General features: G+C 63.6%; 15 protein-coding genes. 7 read left to right on the top strand and 8 right to left on the bottom strand.

Going from position 1 to position 20,785, the window contains the following annotated elements; translation table 11 throughout:
* Positions 1–52: 52 nt before the first annotated feature.
* Together THI_RS12275 and acuI are read right to left on the bottom strand one after the other, a co-directional pair.
* Positions 53–1,945 (bottom strand): propionate--CoA ligase, encoded by a 1,893-nt coding sequence (locus THI_RS12275; protein ID WP_013106576.1) that lies wholly within the window; start codon positions 1,943–1,945, stop codon positions 53–55.
* A 92-nt stretch (positions 1,946–2,037) separates the two neighbouring features.
* Positions 2,038–3,015, bottom strand: a complete 978-nt coding sequence (gene acuI / locus THI_RS12280; RefSeq protein WP_013106577.1) for an acrylyl-CoA reductase (NADPH) — start codon at positions 3,013–3,015, stop codon at positions 2,038–2,040.
* 84 nt (positions 3,016–3,099) lie between these two features.
* Here acuI and THI_RS12285 point away from each other — a divergent pair, with 84 nt between their 5' ends.
* Positions 3,100–3,765: a C40 family peptidase gene (locus THI_RS12285; RefSeq protein WP_013106578.1), complete on the top strand. Its 666-nt coding sequence runs from the start codon at positions 3,100–3,102 to the stop codon at positions 3,763–3,765.
* Between the two features lie 53 nt (positions 3,766–3,818).
* On the opposite strand, the gene lpdA is transcribed toward THI_RS12285, so the two are convergent.
* Genes lpdA through aceE form a run of 3 tightly spaced genes read right to left on the bottom strand, consistent with a single transcriptional unit; the run spans position 3,819 to position 9,797 of the window.
* A complete protein-coding gene (gene lpdA / locus THI_RS12290) occupies positions 3,819–5,639 on the bottom strand; it encodes a dihydrolipoyl dehydrogenase (RefSeq protein ID WP_013106579.1) in 1,821 nt (606 codons plus the stop codon).
* A gap of 13 nt (positions 5,640–5,652) precedes the next feature.
* Entirely contained in the window at positions 5,653–7,080 is a 1,428-nt protein-coding gene (aceF, locus tag THI_RS12295) for a dihydrolipoyllysine-residue acetyltransferase (RefSeq protein WP_255356476.1), read from the bottom strand.
* Positions 7,077–9,797 carry a pyruvate dehydrogenase (acetyl-transferring), homodimeric type gene (gene aceE / locus THI_RS12300; RefSeq protein WP_013106581.1) on the bottom strand — a complete coding sequence of 907 codons (2,721 nt, stop codon included), beginning with the start codon at positions 9,795–9,797 and terminating at the stop codon, positions 7,077–7,079. Before aceE ends, aceF begins: the two co-directional genes overlap by 4 nt.
* 243 nt (positions 9,798–10,040) lie before the next feature.
* Here aceE and THI_RS12305 point away from each other — a divergent pair, with 243 nt between their 5' ends.
* From THI_RS12305 to THI_RS12325, 5 genes are all read left to right on the top strand, one after another.
* A complete protein-coding gene (locus THI_RS12305) occupies positions 10,041–12,566 on the top strand; it encodes a PAS domain-containing sensor histidine kinase (RefSeq protein WP_013106582.1) in 2,526 nt (841 codons plus the stop codon).
* A 55-nt stretch (positions 12,567–12,621) separates the two neighbouring features.
* Positions 12,622–13,236, top strand: coding sequence for a response regulator transcription factor (locus THI_RS12310; RefSeq protein WP_013106583.1), 615 nt, complete (start codon positions 12,622–12,624; stop codon positions 13,234–13,236).
* A gap of 68 nt (positions 13,237–13,304) precedes the next feature.
* The gene (gene folD / locus THI_RS12315) at positions 13,305–14,165 is read left to right on the top strand and encodes a bifunctional methylenetetrahydrofolate dehydrogenase/methenyltetrahydrofolate cyclohydrolase FolD (protein WP_013106584.1); all 861 of its coding nucleotides are present in this window, start codon (positions 13,305–13,307) and stop codon (positions 14,163–14,165) included.
* Between the two features lie 44 nt (positions 14,166–14,209).
* Positions 14,210–16,282 carry a M3 family metallopeptidase gene (locus THI_RS12320; RefSeq protein ID WP_013106585.1) on the top strand — a complete coding sequence of 691 codons (2,073 nt, stop codon included), beginning with the start codon at positions 14,210–14,212 and terminating at the stop codon, positions 16,280–16,282.
* A gap of 120 nt (positions 16,283–16,402) precedes the next feature.
* Positions 16,403–17,059, top strand: coding sequence for a glutaredoxin family protein (locus THI_RS12325; protein WP_013106586.1), 657 nt, complete (start codon positions 16,403–16,405; stop codon positions 17,057–17,059).
* A gap of 12 nt (positions 17,060–17,071) precedes the next feature.
* Here THI_RS12325 and rpiA read toward each other — a convergent pair whose 3' ends face one another.
* Positions 17,072–17,734 (bottom strand): ribose-5-phosphate isomerase RpiA, encoded by a 663-nt coding sequence (gene rpiA / locus THI_RS12330; protein ID WP_013106587.1) that lies wholly within the window; start codon positions 17,732–17,734, stop codon positions 17,072–17,074.
* Between the two features lie 75 nt (positions 17,735–17,809).
* Between rpiA and THI_RS12335 the strand changes: the two genes are divergently transcribed.
* Complete coding sequence (locus tag THI_RS12335) at positions 17,810–18,850, top strand: quinone-dependent dihydroorotate dehydrogenase (protein ID WP_013106588.1); 1,041 nt, start codon at positions 17,810–17,812, stop codon at positions 18,848–18,850.
* 124 nt (positions 18,851–18,974) lie between these two features.
* On the opposite strand, the gene THI_RS12340 is transcribed toward THI_RS12335, so the two are convergent.
* Both THI_RS12340 and gltX read right to left on the bottom strand, forming a co-directional pair.
* The gene (locus THI_RS12340; RefSeq protein WP_013123851.1) at positions 18,975–19,232 is read right to left on the bottom strand and encodes a hypothetical protein; all 258 of its coding nucleotides are present in this window, start codon (positions 19,230–19,232) and stop codon (positions 18,975–18,977) included.
* Between the two features lie 140 nt (positions 19,233–19,372).
* A complete protein-coding gene (gene gltX / locus THI_RS12345) occupies positions 19,373–20,782 on the bottom strand; it encodes a glutamate--tRNA ligase (protein WP_013106589.1) in 1,410 nt (469 codons plus the stop codon).
* Between the last annotated feature and the right edge of the window lie 3 nt (positions 20,783–20,785).

The raw sequence follows: 20,785 nt of genomic DNA on the forward strand, positions 1-20,785 counted from the left end.
TTTCAAACCCTGACGGGGCTTGTCCACCCTTGGCGGCTAGGAGTTTCCCTAGTCAGGGACGCGCAATTGCATCAGGAATTTGCTGAAGGGCAAGCGGGTCTTCCAGTGTAGTGAGGTCGCCGGGGTCACGGCCTTCGCAAATCGCCTGGATCGCGCGACGCAACATTTTTCCTGAGCGGGTCTTGGGCAGTGCCGTCACCAGGCAGATGCGCTGGGGTCGAGCGACGGCGCCAAGTTGGGCGTCGACGTGGGCGGCGATGGAGGCCTGACTGGCCTGCGCAGTCACATTATCCTGCCCCGGACGCAGCACCACGAAGGCCCAGGCGGCCTGTCCTTTGAGCGCATCCTGCACGCCCACGACGGCCACCTCGGCCACTGCGGGATGCGCGCTGATGCTCTCTTCGATTTCGCGCGTGCCGAGCCGGTGTCCGGCCACATTGATGACATCGTCGGTGCGGCCGAGGATGTAGAGATAGCCGTCGGCGTCCTGACGGCCCCAGTCGAAGGTGGAATACACCTGCCGGTTCGGGTATGTACTCCAGTAGGTATCCACAAAACGGGCGTCGTCGCCCCAGATGGTTTGCAGGCAACCGGGCGGCAGCGGCCAGTCGATCGCCACCACGCCTTTTTCGCCGGGAGCGACCGGCTCGCCGTCTGTTTCGTTGCGCAGGCAGACTTTGTAACCCGGCATGGAAACGCCGGGGGAGCCCATGCGAGAAGCCACGTCGGGAAATCCCAGCGGAGTTGCCAGAATGGGCCAGCCAGTTTCGGTTTGCCAATAGTTGTCGATCACCGGCTTGTTCAGCGATTCGGCCGCCCAGCGGCCGGTGGGTTCGTCCAGCGGCTCGCCCGCGAGAAAAATGGCACGCAGACTCGACAGGTCGTGCCGCTGCAACAGCGCGGGGTCATGGCGCTTGAGCACGCGCATGGCGGTTGGGGCGGAGAACATCTGATTGACGCGATACTGCTCGACGATGCGCCAGAACACAGCGGCATCCGGGCGGATGGGGGTGCCCTCGTACAGAATGGTGGTCATGCCGGAGAGCAAAGGCGCATACACGATGTAGCTATGCCCCACGACCCAGCCGATGTCGCTCGTACAGAAAAACGTCTCCCCGGGCTGGCCGCCGAAAATCACGCGCATGGACAGTTGCAGCGCCACGGCATAGCCCCCGGTATCGCGCTGCACGCCCTTGGGTTTGCCCGTCGTGCCCGAGGTATAGAGGATGTAGCTCGGATGGGTGGAATCGACCCAGACGCAGGGCACTTCCGCCCGGGCATGCCGGGTACGCAAATCGGCGTAGGAAACATCGCGCGGCTGCTGCCGGGCCCAATCCGCCAGCCCGCGATCGACCACGATGACCTGCTCGGGCGGATGCTGCGACAGACGCAGCGCTTCGTCGAGCAAGGGTTTGTACGACACGACCTTGCCCGCGCGCGATCCAGCGTCGGCGCTGACGATGACTTTGGGTTGCGCATCATCGATACGCGCCGCAAGGCTCACCGACGCGAACCCGCCGAACACCACCGAATGCACCGCACCCAGACGCACGCAGGCCAGCATGGCGAACACCGCCTCGGGAATCATCGGCATATAGATCAGCACCCGGTCGCCCTGGGTGACGCCCAGACTCTGCAGACTGGCCGCCATGATCTGCACTTCGCGGTGCAGCTCGGCGTAGCTGTAACTGACCTCCTGCCCCGTTTCGGTGGACACATACACCAGCGCGGCTTGCCCGGCGCGCTCCGGCAGATGACGGTCGACCGCGTTGTGACAGAGGTTGGTCAAGCCCCCCGAAAACCAGGCGGAGAATGGCGGCCTGCTGCGGTCGAGCACACTGTTCCACGGTTTTTTCCAATCGATGGCCTGCGCCTGCTCGGCCCAGAAAGCTTCGGGTGAATCGACGCTGCGGCGGTAAAAATCGGCGTAAGACGCATCAATCATCGCACTGTCTCCTGTTTTGTATGAATGCGGTCCAGCCTAGGAATGGGCGCTGACGCCGAACTGACTCATCGATGAGCTGAGGGAAACCGCGATCAAATCTTCACCACAAGCCGACCCCGCACTTTGCCGTCGAGCAATTCTTGCGCGGCCGCTTGAGCCTGATCGAGCGGGATGTCGTGAGCGATCTGATCGAGCATCGGCGCATCGATCAGATCGGCCAGCTTCTGCCAGGCTTTGCACCGAGCCGACTGGGGCTGCATCACGCTGTCGATTCCCGCCAGTGTCACGCCCCGCAGAATGAAGGGCGCCACCGTGGTCGGGAAATCCATGCCTCCCGCCAGACCGCACGCGGCCACCACGCCGCCCCAGCGGGTTTGCGCGCAGGCGTTGGCCAGGGTGTGGCTGCCCACCGTATCCACCACCGCCGCCCAGCGCTCTTTCTGCAACGGTTTGCCGGGCGACGAAAGCGTGTTGCGGTCGATCACTTCAGCAGCCCCGAGCGCACGCAAATAGGCTTCCTCCTGCAATTTCCCGGTTGACGCCACGACCTTCCATCCCATTTTGGCCAGCAGTGCCACAGCCACGCTGCCTACGCCACCGCTTGCCCCCGTCACCAGCACGCTGCCCTGCGCGGGAAGCGCGCCATGCCGCTCGATCGCCAGCACGCACAGCGCCGCGGTATAACCGGCCGTACCCAACGCCATAGCCTGTCGCGCGGTGAAGGCCTTGGGCAGCCGGATCAACCAGTCTCCATTGAGCCGCGCTCGCTGGCTCAGGCAGCCCCAATGCGTTTCGCCCACGCCCCAGCCGTTGAGCACCCAGCGGTCGCCAGGCTGCCAGTCGGCATGCGTGCTTTCAAGCACCGTGCCTGCGCCGTCGATGCCCGGCACCATGGGCCAGCGCCGCACGACCGGGCCGCGGTTGGTCAGCGCCAGCGCGTCTTTGTAGTTCAGGGTGGAATATTCCACCGCGACGGTCACGTCTCCCGCAGGGAGTTCTTCGTCTGGCCATGCCGCCAGGGTGGCACTGAAGCCTTGATCGGTCTGATTGAGTTTCCAGGCAGTGAACATCGTGTTTTCCCGTTGAGGCGGCAATGCTTCTTGCACTGCACAATGATTGACACATTCAAGCGTTCTATCTAAATTGACGCGATTATGCGTGTCAACCCCTTGTTCGCCCAGATTGCCTTGGCCTGTTGCCTGTTAGGACCATGCGGCATCACCTCAGTCTGGGCCGGCCCGCGTGTGCTGCCCCAGATCGACCCGGCGCAGCCCTCTGAAAAAGCGGTGCAAGACGTGCAAAACGCCCAGCGCGACGACGCCTCGCTGCGCCAATGGTTGACGCAAAACGGCTTTGTGCATCAGGTCTCCACCCGGGCTTCCGATCTGGTGGTCAATGCGCTGAGCTTTCTGGGCGTGAAATATCGCTACGGCGGCGACTCTGCGCGCAGCGGCTTCGATTGCTCGGGTTTTGTGCGCTACGTCTATCAGGAAACGCTGGGCACGGTACTGCCGCACAACGCCGCGGAGCAGGCGCACGAAGGCGAAAAGATTCCGGAAAGCCAGCTCAAACCGGGCGATCTGGTGTTTTTCAACACGCTGCGCCGAGCCTTCTCGCATGTGGGCATTTACATCGGCGATGGTCAGTTCATTCACTCTCCCCGACCAGGCCAGACTGTGCGCGTCGAAAATCTCGATTCGCCTTACTGGGCCAAACGCTTCGACGGCGCGCGCCGCATCATGACGAGCCCGCAGACCGAAGTCGCGCAAGACGACCCAGGCAGCAGCCCGAGCGACACGGCGGCACAGGCGGGGCAATAAGCGAGCTCGGCACCCGCTTCTGAGCAGCTAAAAAACGGGCCGAGGCCCGTTTTTTATCGCCGTGGCGGCGGCAGATCGGTACAGCTGCCCTCTGCCGCCTCAGCCGCCAGACCCACGGATTCGCCCAGTGTGGGATGCGGATGGATGGTGCGGCCGATGTCCACCGCGTCCGCCCCCATCTCGATCGCCAGGGCGATTTCGCTGATAAGGTCGCCCGCGTGGGTGCCGACAATACCGCCGCCGACGATGCGGTGCGTCGCCTTATCGAACAACAGCTTGGTGAAACCCTCATCACGCCCGTTGGCGATGGCCCGACCCGATGCCGTCCACGGAAACAGCCCCTTGGTCACGGCGATGCCTTGCGCTTTGGCTGCGTCTTCGGTCAGGCCGACCCAGGCGATCTCCGGATCGGTATAGGCCACGCTGGGAATCACCCGCGCGTCGAAGGCCGACTTCGCCAGCACGTCGTCGCCTTTGAGTTCGCCCGCGCACACCTCGGCGGCGACATGGCCCTCGTGCACCGCCTTGTGCGCCAGCATGGGCTGGCCGACGATGTCGCCAATGGCATGGATATGCGGCACGTTGGTGCGCAACTGCGCATCCACCGGAATGAAGCCGCGCTCGTTCACCGCCACGCCGGCCTTGTCGGCCGCGATTTTGCGGCCATTGGGCGCGCGGCCCACGGCTTGCAGCACCAGGTCGTAGCGCTGCGGCTCGGTAGGAGCACCTTCGCCCTCAAACGTCACCCAGATGCCGTCGGGCTTGGCTTGGGCGGCCACCGTCTTGGTCTTGAGCATCATGCGGTCGAAGCGCTTGGCGTTGAGCTTCTGCCAGACCTTCACCAGATCGCGGTCGGCGCCGAGCATGAGGCCGTCGAGCATTTCCACCACATCCAAGCGCGCGCCCAGCGTGGAATACACCGTGCCCATCTCCAGCCCGATGATGCCGCCGCCGACGATGAGCATCTTCTTCGGCGCCTGCTCCAGGGTGAGCGCACCGGTGGAATCGACGATGCGCGGGTCATCGGGCAAGAAGGGCAGGCGCACCGCCTGCGAACCTGCGGCGATGATGGCGCGCTGAAAGCCCACCGTCTGCGTGGCGCCGGTCTTGTTTTGACCCTCGCCCTCGGTGAGTTCGACCTGCACATGGTGCGCGTCGATGAACGCCCCATAGCCGCGCACGACGGTGACCTTGCGCATTTTCGCCATGGCCGCCAGACCGCCGGTGAGCTTGCCCACCACCTTGGCCTTGTGCGCCGCCAGCTTGGCGCGATCGACCTTGGGCGCGCCGAATTCCACGCCGAGGTCGGCGAAATGCGCCGCTTCGTCCATGACCGCGGCCACGTGTAGCAGCGCCTTGCTGGGTATGCAGCCGACGTTGAGGCACACGCCCCCCAAAGCGGCGTAACGCTCGACCAGCACCACCTTCAGGCCCAGGTCGGCGGCGCGAAATGCGGCGGAATATCCCCCGGGGCCAGCGCCGAGCACCAACACGTCGCACTCCACATCGACCTTGCCAGAGAACGCGTCGGCAGCCTGCGGCGCGGGTGAGGTTTGTGGCGCCGTGTTTGTCGGCGCGGCAGCAGGCGCGGGCGGCGCGGGCGGCGCGGGCGTAGTCTCGGCGATTGCCTGCGCACCCGCAGCGTCAAGTTCCAGCAAAACCGTGCCTTCGTTTACCTTGTCGCCCAGTTTCACGCGCAGCGCCTTCACCACGCCAGCGGCGCTGCTGGGGATCTCCATGCTGGCCTTGTCACTCTCCACCGTGACCAGCGATTGATCGACCGCGATCTGGTCTCCGGCTTTCACCAGAACCTCGATCACTTCCACATCCTTGAAGTCCCCGATATCGGGAACCTTGACTTCGATGATGGCCATATCGCGCTCCCGGTCAGATCAGCACACGCCGCAGGTCGGCGAGCAACTCGCCGAGCACGGTGGTGAAGCGCGCGGCCATCGCCCCGTCGATGACGCGGTGGTCGTACGACAGCGACAGCGGCAGCATCAGCCGTGGCTGGAATGCGGCGCCGTCCCAGACCGGTTTGATCTGCGATTTGGACAGCCCCAATATGGCCACTTCCGGCGCATTGATGATGGGCGTGAAGGCCGTTCCGCCCACACCGCCCAGGCTGGAAATGGTGAAGGTCGCACCCTGCATGTCTGAAGGCTTGAGCTTGCCTTCGCGCGCCGTCGCGGCCAGCTCGCCCATTTCCTTGGCGATTTGCGCCAGGCCCTTCTTGTCCACATCCTTGAGCACCGGCACGACCAGGCCTTGCGGCGTATCGGCCGCGAAACCCAGGTGGATGTAGTCCTTCAGAATGAGGTTCTCGCCGCTTTCATCGAGCGAACTATTGAATGCGGGCATTTGCTTGAGCACCGTCACGCAGGCTTTCATCACAAAGGCGAGCATGGTGAGCTTCACGCCTTGCTTGGCCATGCGTTCGTTGCTGCTCTTGCGGAAGTCTTCCAGCTCGGTGATGTCGGCCTCGTCGAACTGGGTGACATGCGGAATCATCGCCCAGTTGCGCGCCAGATTGGGGCCCGAGAGCTTTTTGATGCGCGACAACGGCTGGCTGCTGACCGGGCCGAACTTGGCAAAATCCACCTTGGGCCACGGCAGGAGCGTGAGCCCGCCCAGGCTGGCGGCGCCCTTGCCCGCACCGACTCCCGCGACAACCGCGGCCTGAGTCACGGTCTGGCCTGACATCACCGCCTTGACGAAGGCTTGCACATCCTCCGCGGTGATGCGGCCCTTGCTGCCGCTGCCCTTGACTTCCGCCAGAGGCACGCCGAGTTCACGCGCCAGCTTGCGCACACTTGGCGAAGCGTGCGGCAACAGCGCAGTGGTTGCTGCAGGCTCGTGCACCGGCAACGCGGCGGTGGGCGGGGTGTGCTGACGCGGCTCGGAGGCGAAACCCACGCCAACCGCCGCGGGAGGCAGCGCGACCGGCGGCGATGCCTCGGGCTGCGCAGGCTCGGCTGCTGCCGGAACGACCGGAGCGGACGGAGCTTCTGCGGCGGGCAGTGCGTCGGCGGCGCCTGCGGCGTCGAGTTCGAGCAAGACCGAGCCTTCGCTCACCTTGTCGCCCAGCTTCACCCGCAGCGCCTTCACCACGCCGGCGGCGCTGCTGGGGATCTCCATGCTGGCCTTGTCACTCTCTACCGTGACCAGCGATTGATCGACCGCGATCTGGTCTCCGGCCTTCACCAGAACCTCGATCACTTCCACATCTTTGAAGTCCCCGATATCGGGAACCTTGACCTCGACGACGGCCATGTTGGGTGTCTCCTGTTGTGTGTGCGTTCGGCGGTCGTTCAGGCGTAGAGCGAGAACACCTTCTCCGTGTCGATGCCGTACTTGGCAATGGCCTCGGTGAGCTTGGACGCAGGCAGCGCGCCCTCATCGACCAGACCGCGCAGCGCAGCCAGCACGATGTAGTGGCGATCGACCTCGAAGTGGCGGCGCAGCTCGGTGCGGGTATCCGAGCGGCCGAAACCGTCGGTGCCCAGCACCCGGTAGTTGCGTCCCTTGGGCAGGAAGGGACGGATTTGTTCAGCGAACAGGCGCACATAGTCGGTGCTGGCCACCACCGGGCCTGCGTGCTTGTCGAGCTGCTGCGTGACGAAGGGCACGCGCGGCTTGTCGGTCGGGTGCAGCAGATTCCAGCGTTCGGCGGCCTTGCCATCACGCGCCAGCTCGTTGAAGCTCGGGCAGCTCCACACGTCGGCGGCGACGCCCCAGTCGCTTTCCAGCAGTTGCTGCGCCGCCAGACTTTCGCGCAGGATGGAACCAGAGCCGAGCAACTGCACGCGCTGCTTGACCTCGGCCTTGCCCGGCTTGCACAGATACATGCCCTTGAGAATCTGCTCTTCGGTGCCCGGCTGCAGCCCGGGTTGGGCGTAGTTTTCGTTGAGCAGGGTCAGGTAATAGAACACGTTTTCCTGGTTCTCGACCATGCGCTTGAGACCCGCATGTAGGATGACGGCCACTTCGTGGGCGAAGGTCGGGTCGTAGCTGATGCAGTTGGGCACATTGGCCGCCATGACCTGGCTGTGGCCGTCTTCGTGCTGTAGGCCCTCGCCGTTGAGGGTGGTACGCCCGGAGGTGCCGCCCAGCAGGAAGCCGCGCGCCAGCATGTCGCCCGCGGCCCAGATCAGGTCGCCGATGCGCTGGAAGCCGAACATCGAATAGAAGATGTAGAACGGAATGGTGATGCGGTTGCTGTGCGAGTAGCTGGTGGCCGAGGCGATCCACGAGCACATGCCGCCCGCTTCGTTGATGCCTTCCTGCAGGATCTGGCCCTGTTTGTCTTCGCGGTAATACATCACCTCGCCACGATCGACCGGGGTGTATTTCTGTCCTTCCGGCGCGTAGATGCCAATCTGCCGGTACAGCCCTTCCATGCCGAAGGTACGGGTTTCATCCACCAGAATGGGCACGACGCGCGGGCCCAGCGTCTTGTCGCGCAGCAACTGGTTGAGGCAGCGCACATAAGCCTGGGTGGTGGAGATTTCGCGACCCTCAGCCGTCGCCTCCAGCATGGGCTGGAAAATCTCTTTCAGATCGGGCACGGGCAGATGTTCGTCGGCCTTTTCGCGGCGCTGCGGCAGCGGGCCGCCCAGGGCCTTGCGACGCTCCATCAGGTACTTCATTTCCGGCGTGTCGTCGGCCGGCTTGAAGAACGGCAGCTTGGGCAGTTCGCTGTCGGGCACCGGGATGTTGAAGCGGTCGCGGAATTCGCGAATGTCTTCATCGGTGAGTTTTTTGACCTGGTGCGCCACATTGCGCGCCTCGGCCGCGCGGCCCATGCCATAGCCCTTGATGGTCTTGACCAGCAGCACCGTGGGGCCGCCCTGATGGTTGGCTGCGGCGTGGAAGGCGGCATAGACTTTTTGCGGATCGTGGCCGCCGCGGTTCAGGCGCCAGATGTCTTCGTCGCTCATGTGCTCGACCATCTTGAGCAGGCGCGGGTCGCGGCCGAAGAAATGCTTGCGCACGAAGGCGCCGTCATTGGCCTTCATCGCCTGATAGTCGCCGTCGAGCACATCCATCATCACCTGACGCAGGATGCCGTCTTTGTCGCGCGCCAGCAGCGGGTCCCAGTAAGAGCCCCAGATGAGTTTGATGACGTTCCAGCCCGAGCCGCGGAACTCGGCCTCGAGCTCCTGGATGATCTTGCCGTTGCCGCGCACCGGGCCGTCGAGGCGCTGTAGATTGCAGTTGATGACGAACACCAGGTTGTCGAGCTTTTCGCGCGCCGCCAGCCCCACGGCGCCGAGCGCCTCGGGCTCGTCCATTTCACCGTCGCCGCAGAAAGCCCAGACCTTGCGCTTGGAGGTATCGGCAATGCCACGGGCGTGCAGATACTTGAGATAGCGCGCCTGGTAGATCGCCATGATCGGCCCCAGCCCCATGCTCACCGTGGAGAATTGCCAGAAGTTCGGCATCAACTTGGGATGGGGGTAGCTCGACAGCCCTTTGCCGCCGACTTCCTGGCGGAAATGCAGGAGCTGCTCTTCCGTCAACCGCCCTTCCATATAGGCGCGGGCGTAGATGCCCGGCGCGCTATGGCCCTGAAAGTAAATCAGATCACCGCCGTGCTCGGCCGTGGGCGCGTGCCAGAAATGGTTGAAGCCGGTGCCATACATGGTGGCCAGCGAGGCGAACGAGGCCATGTGCCCGCCCAGATCCCCTCCATCGGCCGGATGCAGACGGTTGGCATGAACCACCATCGCCATGGCGTTCCAGCGCATGTAGGCGCGCAGCCGCTCCTCGATCTCAACATTGCCCGGGCTGCGCACCTCGTCGTCGGTGGCAATGGTGTTGACGTAGGCGGTGTTGGCCGAGAAGGGCACGTCCACGCCGTTCTGCCGCGCTTCGGCGATCAGCGATTCGAGGACGAAATGCGCCCGCTGCGGGCCTTCGGCGGCGATCAGCGCGTCCAGCGCATCCAACCACTCTCGGGTTTCCTGTGGGTCGGCATCTCCCGCGGCGGCGGAAAGTGAGCTGGGTTGCATCTCGGGTAAGGCGGCCATCATGTTCTCCTCATGAATTTGTGGCGCAGTATCGCAAACAATTTTTCAAATCACAAGATTTGATTTCGCATCGTGAAATTAGAGGCGCGGTTTTGCCCGATTTCTTTCATCCATCTGCCTCGTTTGAAGATCGAACTGCGTCAACGCAAAATCTGCTGGTCAACTCAACTACCGGGCGGTTCTCGACAAAACGCAGGGCCGACATTTGAGGGCCCTGTGTTCCAGACACTCTAGACTGCTCCTGTGAATCCTTCAAAGCACGTTCCCACTTTCCGCCGCCGCAGTTGGCCGCAGCGCTTCGGGCTGTTGCGCGCGCGCGCGCTGCTGCGGCGCATGCAGTCCGACCGTGTGCTGCTGGTGCTGCCTCTTGTCGTCTTCATTCTGTTTCTGGCGGCCATGGCCGCGCTGGTGAGCTATTCGCAGCAGGCCGACCTGCAACGCGACAAAGACAATTTGCAGCGCGATAGCGAATGGGCGCAGCAACGCATCAGCCTCGACCTCACCCTCGCCCAGGACCAAGTGCAGGCCATCGCCAACAACCTCTCCTTGCATGAAGACCGACCCGGGCCGTTCGACGTGCAGGCGCTGCGCTTGCTGCGACGCTATCCGCAGTTGCTTTTGGTGTATTACGCACATCCCGATGGCGCCGTGGTGTTCAAAAAAGGCAACCCCAACCTCGCCACCGAGCAGATCGCCACCTTGGTAGGCAAGACCCTCAAGCGCGCCAACAGCCTGCAACTCATGCAGCAGGCGCTGGTCAGTCAGCGCACCGCGTACTCAACACCCTTCAAAGGCGCCGACAACGGCTGGCTGCTCGAAACCGCCACGCCGGTGGTGCGCAACGACCAGCTCGCCGGCGTGGTGGGCGTGGTGTACTCCGTCGATGGCATCTTGCGCAACTCGGTGCCGGAAGACCTCAATGCCAGCTATGCCGTTTCACTGCTCGGCCCCGACAACCAGTTGCTCGACAGCGCTTCAAGCCAGCCCATACGCGACAAGGCGCTGCAGTACCGCGCGCCCCTGCCCCCGTTCGAGCCCGGGCTGGTGCTGCAGGTCAGCAGCTATCGCAGCAGCCCGAGCTGGACGACCAAGGGCCTGTACTGGAGCGTGTTCCTGCTGTCGGCGCTCACCCTGTGGACGCTATTGACGAGCTGGAACCAGCTGCGCCAACGCCTGAGCGCACAAGAGGCGCTCACCCGCGAAACCGCCTTTCGCCGCGCCATCGAAAACTCGCTCTCCACCGGCATGCAGGCGGTGGACATGCAGGGCCGCATTCAATATGTCAACCTGTCGTTCTGCCGCATGACCGGCTTTGAAGACAGCGACCTGATCGGCAGCCAGCCGCCCTACCCCTACTGGCCCGCGCAACAAGGCGCTGAAATGGCCCTGGCCATTCAGCAAAGCCTCGACGGCCTGGCGCCGCCCTCGGGATTCGCGCTGAAAATCCGCCGCAAGAACGGCAGCGAGTTCGACGCGCGGGTCTATGTCTCGCCGCTGATCGACGTGCGCGAGAAGCAGACGGGCTGGATCATGTCGGTTACCGACATCACCGAGCCCACCCGCATCCGGCAGGAGCTCGCCGCCTCGCACGAGCGTTTCGTCGCCGTGCTCGAAGGGCTGGACGCCGCGGTCTCGGTGATCTCGCTGGGCACCGAAGAGCCGCTGTTCGCCAACAAGCTCTACCGCCAGTGGTTCGGCGCGTCGGTGCATGGCCACCTCATGCTCAATGGCGGGCAGATGACCTCGGTGGCCGACGACGATCATGTCGACACCGTCGACTCGTTTGCCGGCCTGCCCGCCGACGAAATCCTCGACGGCCACTCCAACGCGCATGAAACCCACGTCGAAGCACTCGACCGCTGGTTCGACGTGCGCCAGCGCTATATGCAATGGGTGGACGGCCGGGTGGCCCAGTTGCTGATCGCCACCGACATCACCCCCCGCAAGCGCGCCGAAGAGACCGCGCGCAAGCAGGAAGAAAAGGCCCAGATCACCAGCCGACTGATCACCATGGGCGAGATGGCCTCGTCGCTGGCGCACGAGCTCAACCAGCCGCTCACCGCCATCAGCAACTATTCCTCGGGCATGATCGCCCGCGTCAAGACCCACGGCATGACCCAGCAGGAATTGATCGATGCGCTGGAAAAAACCGGACGGCAGGCGCAGCGGGCCGCCGGGGTCATCAAACGGGTGCGCGACTTTGTGAAAAAGAGCGAGCCCGCGCGGGTGTCGTGCCGCGTGCAGGACATTGTGCGCAATACCCTGGAACTGGCCGAAATCGAGCTCACCCGACGCAATGTGCGGCTGCTCAACTTCGTCGCCCCCGGCATTCCCACGCTGTACGCCGATCCGATTCTGATCGAGCAGGTGCTGCTCAACCTGCTGCGCAATGCGGCCGAATCGGTGGACAAGGCCGGGCGGCAAGGCAATCTGCGCAGCATCGAACTCAAGATCATGTCGGATGCCGAGCGGGTGACTTTCACCGTCAAAGATCACGGCACCGGCATCGATGAAGCCGTGATGGAGCGACTGTTCGAAGCCTTCTACACCACCAAGGCCGAAGGCCTGGGCATCGGCCTGAACATCTGCCGCTCGATCATCGAGTATCACCAGGGCCGTCTCTGGGCCGAGAATTATTACAATCAATCGGTGATTGCCGGCTGCCTCTTCAGCTTCACCCTGCCGCTCGGAGCCCCCAAAGAGCGGCCTCGGCCACCGGCTCCCTCCGGCGATTCCGCGCATCCCGACTTCCTTCCGTCCCGCTTGTGATCCCCGGCCACTGAAGCCCCACTTCTCATCACTTCCCCATCCTTCTCGATTGCTCATGAAAACAGCCAACAAAGGTACCGTGTATGTGGTGGATGACGACGAGGCCGTGCGCGATTCGCTGCAGTGGCTGCTCGAAGGCAACGACTACCGCGTGCGCTGCTTCGAATCCGCCGAAAGTTTCCTCACCCGTTTCGACCCGCGCGAAGTCGCCTGCCTCATCGTCGACGTGCGCATGCCCGGCATGAACGGCCTGGAGCTGCAAGATGAATTGCTGCATCGTGGCTGCAGTATGCCGCTGGTGTTCATCACCGGTCATGGCGATGTGCCGATGGCGGTGGATACCATGAAAAAGGGCGCGATCGACTTCATCGAAAAACCGTTCAACGAAGTCGTGCTGCGCGATTTGGTCGATCGCATGCTGCAGAAAGCGCGTCTGACCGCCGATCAGCAGCAGGCCGAAGCCAGCCGCGGCGCCCTGCTGGGCCGACTCACTGCGCGCGAGTCGCAGGTGCTCGAACGCATCGTGGCCGGACGGCTGAACAAGCAGATCGCCGACGATCTCAACATCAGCATCAAGACCGTTGAAGCGCACCGTGCCAACATTATGGAAAAGCTCAACGTCAGCACCGTGGCCGATCTGCTCAAGATTGCGCTCGGCGCACCGAAATAAATCCATCCCCTCCCCATGCACCACGCCCGCACCACGCGGGCGTGGTGCATTTTTCCAAGCCCATTCCCATGACAGCCCAACGCATCGACGGTCTCGCCCTCTCCGCCCAAATCCGCCAGCAGGTCGCGCAGCGCGCGCAGACCTGCACCGCTGCGGGACATCGCCCCGGCCTCGCCGTCATTCTGGTGGGCGACAGCCCGGCCAGCCAGGTCTATGTGCGCAACAAAATCAAGGCCTGCGAGCAGACCGGCATCCATTCGGTGCTGGAGCAATACGCCGCCGACCTGCAAGAAGCCGCGCTGCTGCAGCGCATCGCCGCGCTCAACGCCGATCCGGCGATCCACGGCATCCTGGTGCAATTGCCCCTGCCCCGCCACATCGACGCCAACAAGGTGATCGAAGCCATTGCACCGACCAAGGATGTGGACGGCTTTCACGTCGCCAGCGCAGGTGCGTTGATGGTGGGACAGCCCGGCTTCAAGCCCTGCACGCCCTATGGCTGCATGAAAATGCTCGAATCCATCGGCCTGCGCGATCTGCGCGGCAAGTCGGCGGTGGTGGTGGGCCGCTCGAACATTGTCGGCAAGCCGATGGCCTTGATGCTGCTGGCGGCCAATGCGACGGTCACCATCGCGCACAGCGGCACGGCCGATCTGGCTACGGTGTGCCGCCAGGCCGATATTCTGGTGGCCGCCGTCGGGCGTGAAAACCTGATCACCGCCGACATGGTCAAGCCCGGCGCCGTGGTGATCGACGTGGGCATGAATCGCAACGCAGCGGGTAAGCTCTGCGGCGATGTGGACTTCGACGGTGTCAGCGAAGTCGCCGGCTGGATCACCCCGGTGCCCGGCGGCGTCGGGCCCATGACCATTGCGATGCTGCTGGTCAATACCCTGGAGTCGTGCGAGCGGGCCCACGCCCGCCCATAATTTCAGCTTCGTCCCCGACCCGACTTGATGCACCGACCGACGCCATGACGCTTGCTCTGCCCGCCAACAACCCGCTGTGTGATTTTCGCGATCTTCCCGACTATGCCGCAGTAAAACCCGAGCACATCGAGCCGGCGCTCGACGCGCTGATTCAGGCGGCGGAACAGACGCTGGATCAGGTCACCGCAACTACCACTGCCCCCACCTGGGCCGCCGTGGTGGAGCCGCTGGAGCGCGCCACCGAACATCTGGGCCGTGCCTGGGGTGTCGTCGGCCACCTCAACGCCGTGGCCGACACCCCCGCCCTGCGCGCCGCCTACAACGCCATGCTGCCCAAGGTCACCGAGTTCTGGACCCGGCTGGGCCAGAATGAGGGGCTGCTGCGGCAATATCAGGCGCTGCGCGACAGCGCCGAGTTTTCCCGCCTCAGCCCGACGCGCCAGCGCATCATCGAGCACGCCTTGCGTGACTTCCGCTTGAGCGGTGCGCTGCTCGAAGGCCCCGCCCGCAGCCGCTACGCCGAAATTCAGGAGCGCCTGGCCGCACTCAGCCAAACCTTCTCCGAACATGTGCTCGATGCCACAGCGGCCTATGCCGAATACGTCGGCGAAGAACAGACTGCTGGCATTCCGGCCGACGCCCTGCAGGCCGCGCGCGAAGCCGCCGAGCGCGACGGCAAACCCGGCTATAAATTCACCCTGCACTATCCGTCGTACATGCCCGTGCTGCAGCACGGCGAACACCGCCCACTGCGCGAACGCCTCTACCGCGCCTACGTCACCCGTGCCAGCGAGCTGGGCGATGCAAAGTTCGACAACTCCACCGTCATGGCCGAAATTCTCGCCCTGCGCGACGAAGAAGCCCGTCTGCTCGGATACGCCAACTACGCCGAAGTCTCGCTGGTGCCCAAAATGGCCGACACCCCGGAGCAGGTGCTGCACTTTCTGCGCGACCTCGCCGCCCGCGCCCGTCCCTTCGCCCAGCGCGACCTCGACACCCTGCGCGCCTTCGCGCAAACAGAGCTTGGCCTGGCCCCGCTCGAAGCCTGGGACATCGCCTGGGCCTCCGAGAAACTGCGGCAGTCGCATTACGCCCTGTCGGAGCAGGAAGTGCGGCAATATTTCACCCTGCCCACCGTCATCGCCGGGCTATTCCGCGTGGTCGAAACCCTGTTCGGCGTGAAGCTGCGGCGGGTGGAGGGCGACATTCACGCCTGGCATCCAGACGCCGAGCTATATCGCATCGAAAACACCGAGGGTCGCAGCGTCGGTCTGTTCTACCTCGACCTGTACGCCCGCGACGGCAAACGCTCGGGCGCGTGGATGGATCATGTGCGTTCGCGCTGGCTGCGCGCGGATGGCACGCTGCAAACCCCGGTCGCCACCCTCACCTGCAACTTTCCCTCGCCCGTGGGCGGAAAGCCCGCCCTGCTCAGCCACGACGACGTGCAGACCCTGTTCCACGAGTTCGGCCACGGGCTGCACCACATGCTCACCCAGGTGGACGACATCGCCGTGTCGGGCATCTCTGGCGTCGAATGGGACGCGGTGGAGCTGCCCAGCCAGCTGATGGAAAACTTCTGCTGGGAATGGGAAGTGCTGCGCTTTCTCACCCATCATGTGGAAACCGGCCAAGCCATGCCGCGCGCCTTGTTCGACAAAATGCTGGCCGCGAAAAACTTCCAGTCCGGCATGCAGACCCTGCGTCAGGTCGAGTTTTCGCTGCTCGATATGCGCCTGCACCACGACTTGCGCACTTTCACCCCCGAAGCGATTGAAGCGCTGGTGGCGGAGAACCGCAACGAGATCGCCGTGCTGAAGCCACCGGCGTTCAACCGCTTCGTCAACAGTTTCTCCCACATCTTCGCCGGGGGCTATGCAGCGGGCTACTACAGCTACAAATGGGCTGAAGTGCTGTCGGCCGACGCCTTTGAGCGCTTCGAACAAGAAGGTCCGCTCAATCCGCAAGTGGGCAAGAGCTATCAGCAAGCCATTCTCGCCGTGGGCGGAAGCCGCGATGCCATCGACTCGTTCAAGGCCTTCCGTGGCCGCGAGCCGCGCATCGATGCCCTGCTCCGCCACAGCGGTATGACGGCTGAAGCGGCTGAAGTCGCCTGAGCGCACGCGATGGCCCCGAACCCGTCCCGCCGCCTGTGGCGAAAACACCGCGCTCGCAGCCCAGCCTGGGCGCAGCCGTGGCACACTTGCAGCTTGTCTTGGCCCTTGCTGCACAGAACGATGAAACGACTGACGAAACGAACTTCGCGCCACGCCCTCGTGTTTTCCGCCGCACTGGCGCTCGGCCTGACAGCGGGCACGCCGGCCTGGGCGATCTACAAGATAGTCGGCCCGGACGGCTCGGTCACCTTCAGCGATGTACCGCCCAGCAGCACCCAGGGCAAGGCCGTGCAGTCGTTGTCGGCCAACGGCAGTGCGACGCCCAGCAGCTTTGCCGGCTTTCCCGCCGCGTTGCGTGAAGCGGCGCGCAAATACCCCGTCACGCTCTACACCGCGCCGCAATGCGAGGCCTGCGATGCCGCACGCGACTACCTGCAACAGCGCGGCATTCCCTTCGCCGAAAAAACCATCACAACCAATGCCGACATCAAGGCCTACAAGGCTTTGTCGAACGGCAGCGACCAGCTCCCGCTGGTGATCATCGGCAGCACCAAACTGAGCACCGGTTTCAGTTCCAGCAATTGGGACATCGCGCTCGATGCTGCAGGCTATCCGAAGAAGAGCGAACTGCCGCGCGACTATGTGCGTCCGCAGCCCGTGGCGCTCGTGCCGCCCCCGGCCCAGAAAGCTTCGGCCCCCGAACAAAAGCGCGTGCCGACCGAACCTTCCGTACTGCCACCGCCAAACCCGAACGCCCCCAAGGGCTTTCAGTTTTAGTCAGAGAATTAGTCAAACAAAATCGCGCCGCTGCACACCCTCGGCAGTGCCGATCAGGGCGACGTTGGCAGCGCGCAGTGCGAACAGGCCCACGGTCACCACACCCGGAATCTGGTTCACACGGGTTTCAAAGTCGCGCGGCTGCGCAATCTCCAGGCCGTGCACGTCCAGAATCAGATTGCCGTTATCGGTCACGTAGCCTGAACGCTCGCGCGGATCGCCCCCCAGGGCGCGCAACCGGCGCGCCACCAGTTCCCGCGCCATCGGCACGACTTCGACTGGCAAAGGAAATTGACCCAGCACCGGCACCAGCTTGCTTTGATCGACGATGCAGATGAAGCGCTCTGCGGCCTCGGCGATGATTTTTTCGCGCGTCAGCGCGCCGCCGCCGCCTTTGATCATCGCGCCCGAGGCGTCGATTTCGTCGGCGCCATCGACATAGACCGAAAGCTGCGCCACCTCGTTGAGGTCATACACCGTGATGCCATGCGCGCGCAGGCGCTCGGTGGAACGCTCGGAGCTCGACACCGCGCCTTTGATCTGGTGCTTGATGCCAGCCAGGGCGTCGATGAAAAAATTCACCGTCGAGCCCGTGCCAACTCCGATGATTTCGCCCTGCGGCACCTGAGTGAGCGCGGCCGCGGCGACCTGCTGTTTGAGTTCGTCTTGCGTCATGTCGGGTCTTCACGAAAAATGTCAGTCTTCATTATCGCTGCGCCGCCCTGTGCTCAGCGACCTCGTCTGCTCTCCATGCCGCTCTCCTATCCGCTGATTCGCCCTATTTTGTTCCGCCTCAATCCAGAATGGGCGCATCACCTCACGCTGAGCGGCATCCGCATGGCGCATTCTGCCGGTCTGTCGATTCTGTACGCTCATGCGCCGGTACACGATCCGGTAGAGTTGCTGGGCTTGCGCTTTGCCAATCGCGTCGGTCTGGCCGCCGGGCTCGACAAAAATGGCGAGGCAATCGACGCTCTCGCGGCGATGGGTTTTGGTTTTGTCGAGGTCGGTACGGTCACTCCCCGCGCGCAGCCCGGCAACCCCAAGCCCCGCATGTTCCGGCTGCCGCAGGCGCAGGCGTTGATCAATCGCATGGGGTTCAACAATGCCGGGCTGGAGGCTTTTTTGCGTCATGTGCGCCGCAGCCATCGCCCCGTGCCCATCGGCCTGAACATCGGCAAGAACGCCAGCACCCCGGTCGAGCAGGCGCTCGACGACTACCGGCTGGGCCTGGAAGGGGTGTACACCCAGGCCGACTATGTCAGCATCAATATATCGTCACCCAACACCCGCAACCTTCGCCAGTTGCAAACCGACGCCGCCCTGCAGGGCCTGCTGCAAGGCCTCGCCGCCACGCGCGAGCAACTGCGGCAGCAACATGGCCGCCATGTGCCCATGCTGCTGAAAATCGCCCCTGACCTTGAAGACGCCGACATCGACGTCATCGCCGATCAGTTGCTGACGCATGGCCTCGATGGCGTCATCGCCACCAACACCACGCTGGCGCGCGACGCCGTGGCCGGGCTGACCCATGCGCATGAAGCGGGTGGACTGAGCGGGGCGCCGGTGCGCGCCGCCTCGACCCGGGTGATTGCGCGGCTGCGCCAGCGTCTGGGCCACAATGTGCCGATCATCGGTGTCGGCGGCATTATGAGCGGGGCCGACGCGGTCGAAAAACTGCGCGCGGGCGCCGATCTGGTTCAGCTCTACACCGGCTTGATCTACCGCGGCCCGGAACTGGTGGGCGAGTGCGCCAAGGCGCTCGCGCTTGAAGCCAGCCGAGGGGAGTAAGCCTGAACCTCTGATCCCGAGAAAGCGCCCAAAATAAAAGCGCCTGCAAAGTCGATTGCAGGCGCTTTTATTGGAAAAGTTTGGCGCGAAAAAGCACCAAAAAAGAAAAGCGATGAAAAAGCGCTTATTTTTGCTTCAGGCGGGTTTTGTTGGCGGTGATGTGCTCATAGATTTCGCGCGACCGCTGGGAGAGCGGTCTGCCAAACCCTTCACGCCAGGGTGAAGACACTTTCACTTGAGGCCGCTTGCGGAATGTGGAGGCCACTTCCTCGGCGTTCTGCATCATCAAATCCCAGGGATCTGCCGATTTTGTGGTGGTGGAGGAGTTTGACTCTTCGAGTTCAACACCGTTGGTTTTGCCTGTGGTCGTCGCTTTTGCCACGTTTACCCCTCTGATGGAACTGTGGGACAACACTGTCTGCCGCATACCACATGCAACAGAAAAATTGCCCCGTTAAACACCCAACAATTATAACCGGAAGTAAGCTTCAGCGCCTACTTTGACCCGGCAACCGGATTGAATCAGCCGAGATATTTTTCGAGGCGCTGCACGACGGTGTCCCGTCCGAGCAAGGCCAGCACCGCGTCAACAGCGGGGGTCTGCTCTCGGCCGGTGACCATCAAGCGCACGGGCATGGCCAGTTGCGGCATTTTCAGGCCGTGCTGTTTGAGCACGCTCTTGAGGGCTGCACTGATCGCTTCGCGCGACCAGTCGTGAAGGGCGGTGAGCTGGGCCAGAAAATCCGCCGCGGCCGCCTTTCCCTGCGCACCGAGATGCTGCTCAAGCGCAGCGGCGTCGGGCGCGGTGGGGCGATAGAACAACAGGGTTTGCTGGGCCAGTTCGGGTAGCGTCTGGGCGCGGTCGTGCAGCAGGGCGCAAACCGCCGCGAGATCAGGCGTTTGGTGGGCAATGCCGTCCTTGTCCAGCAAGGGACGCACGAGTGCGGCCAGTTCCTCCGCAGGGGTGTGCTTGATGTAATGCGCGTTCACCCAGCGCAGTTTGGCCTCGTCGAACTGCGCCGGCGAGCTGCCCAGGTGGTCGAGATCGAACCACTCCAAAAACTGGGCGCGCGAAAAAATCTCCGCATCGCCATGTGACCAACCCAGCCGCGCCAGATAGTTCACCACCGCATCGGGCAGATAGCCTTCGTCGCGGTACTGCAGCACGCTCTTGGCGCCATTGCGTTTGGAGAGTTTCTCGCCCTGCTCGTTGAGCACGGTGGGCAGGTGGGCATAGCGCGGCGGCTTGGCGCCCAAGGCCTGGAAGATGTGCAACTGACGCGGCGTGTTGTTGACGTGATCATCGCCCCGGATCACATCGGTGATCTGCATGTCGATGTCGTCCACCACCACGCAGAAGTTGTAGGTCGGTGTGCCGTCGGGGCGGGCAACGACGAGATCGTCGAGTTCTTCGTTGCGAATCTCGACCCGGCCTTTGACAAAATCATGCCAGGCCACGACGCCAGTGGTCGGCGTCTTGAAGCGCCACACCGGCTGCACGCCTTCGGGAATCGTCGGCAGCACCTTGCCGGGCTCCGGGCGCCAGGTGCCGTCGTAGCGGGGCTTTTGCTTGGCGGCGAGTTGCTGCTCGCGCAGGGCATCGAGCTCGGCGGTGGACATATAACAGGGATACACCATGCCAGACTGGCGCAGTTGATCGAGCACCTCGCGGTAACGCGGCATGCGCTGCATTTGATAGAACGGGCCTTCGTCATAATCGAGTCCGAGCCAGTCCATCGCCTGCAGGATGACTTGCACGGCTTCTTCGGACGAACGTTCGGTATCCGTGTCTTCAATGCGCAGAATGAAGTCGCCGCCGTGGTGCCGCGCGTATGCCCACGGGTAAAGCGCCGATCGGATATTGCCCAGATGGATGAATCCGGTCGGGCTGGGAGCGAAGCGGGTACGAACGCGGTGCGGCTGGGTGGTCATCGT

The organism is Thiomonas arsenitoxydans (assembly GCF_000253115.1).
GTDB lineage: Bacteria > Pseudomonadota > Gammaproteobacteria > Burkholderiales > Burkholderiaceae_C > Thiomonas > Thiomonas arsenitoxydans.

What these genes read in the sequence shown, in the direction of transcription:
- aceE (WP_013106581.1), bottom strand. Translation starts at nt 9,797, where the DNA reads ATGGCCGCCTTACCCGAGATGCAACCCAGCTCACTTTCCGCCGCCGCG.
- THI_RS12335 (WP_013106588.1), top strand. Translation starts at nt 17,810, where the DNA reads ATGCCGCTCTCCTATCCGCTGATTCGCCCTATTTTGTTCCGCCTCAAT.
- lpdA (WP_013106579.1), bottom strand. Translation starts at nt 5,639, where the DNA reads ATGGCCATCATCGAAGTCAAGGTTCCCGATATCGGGGACTTCAAGGAT.
- THI_RS12325 (WP_013106586.1), top strand. Translation starts at nt 16,403, where the DNA reads ATGAAACGACTGACGAAACGAACTTCGCGCCACGCCCTCGTGTTTTCC.
- folD (WP_013106584.1), top strand. Translation starts at nt 13,305, where the DNA reads ATGACAGCCCAACGCATCGACGGTCTCGCCCTCTCCGCCCAAATCCGC.
- gltX (WP_013106589.1), bottom strand. Translation starts at nt 20,782, where the DNA reads ATGACCACCCAGCCGCACCGCGTTCGTACCCGCTTCGCTCCCAGCCCG.
- THI_RS12310 (WP_013106583.1), top strand. Translation starts at nt 12,622, where the DNA reads ATGAAAACAGCCAACAAAGGTACCGTGTATGTGGTGGATGACGACGAG.
- rpiA (WP_013106587.1), bottom strand. Translation starts at nt 17,734, where the DNA reads ATGACGCAAGACGAACTCAAACAGCAGGTCGCCGCGGCCGCGCTCACT.
- THI_RS12275 (WP_013106576.1), bottom strand. Translation starts at nt 1,945, where the DNA reads ATGATTGATGCGTCTTACGCCGATTTTTACCGCCGCAGCGTCGATTCA.
- THI_RS12320 (WP_013106585.1), top strand. Translation starts at nt 14,210, where the DNA reads ATGACGCTTGCTCTGCCCGCCAACAACCCGCTGTGTGATTTTCGCGAT.
- THI_RS12285 (WP_013106578.1), top strand. Translation starts at nt 3,100, where the DNA reads ATGCGTGTCAACCCCTTGTTCGCCCAGATTGCCTTGGCCTGTTGCCTG.
- acuI (WP_013106577.1), bottom strand. Translation starts at nt 3,015, where the DNA reads ATGTTCACTGCCTGGAAACTCAATCAGACCGATCAAGGCTTCAGTGCC.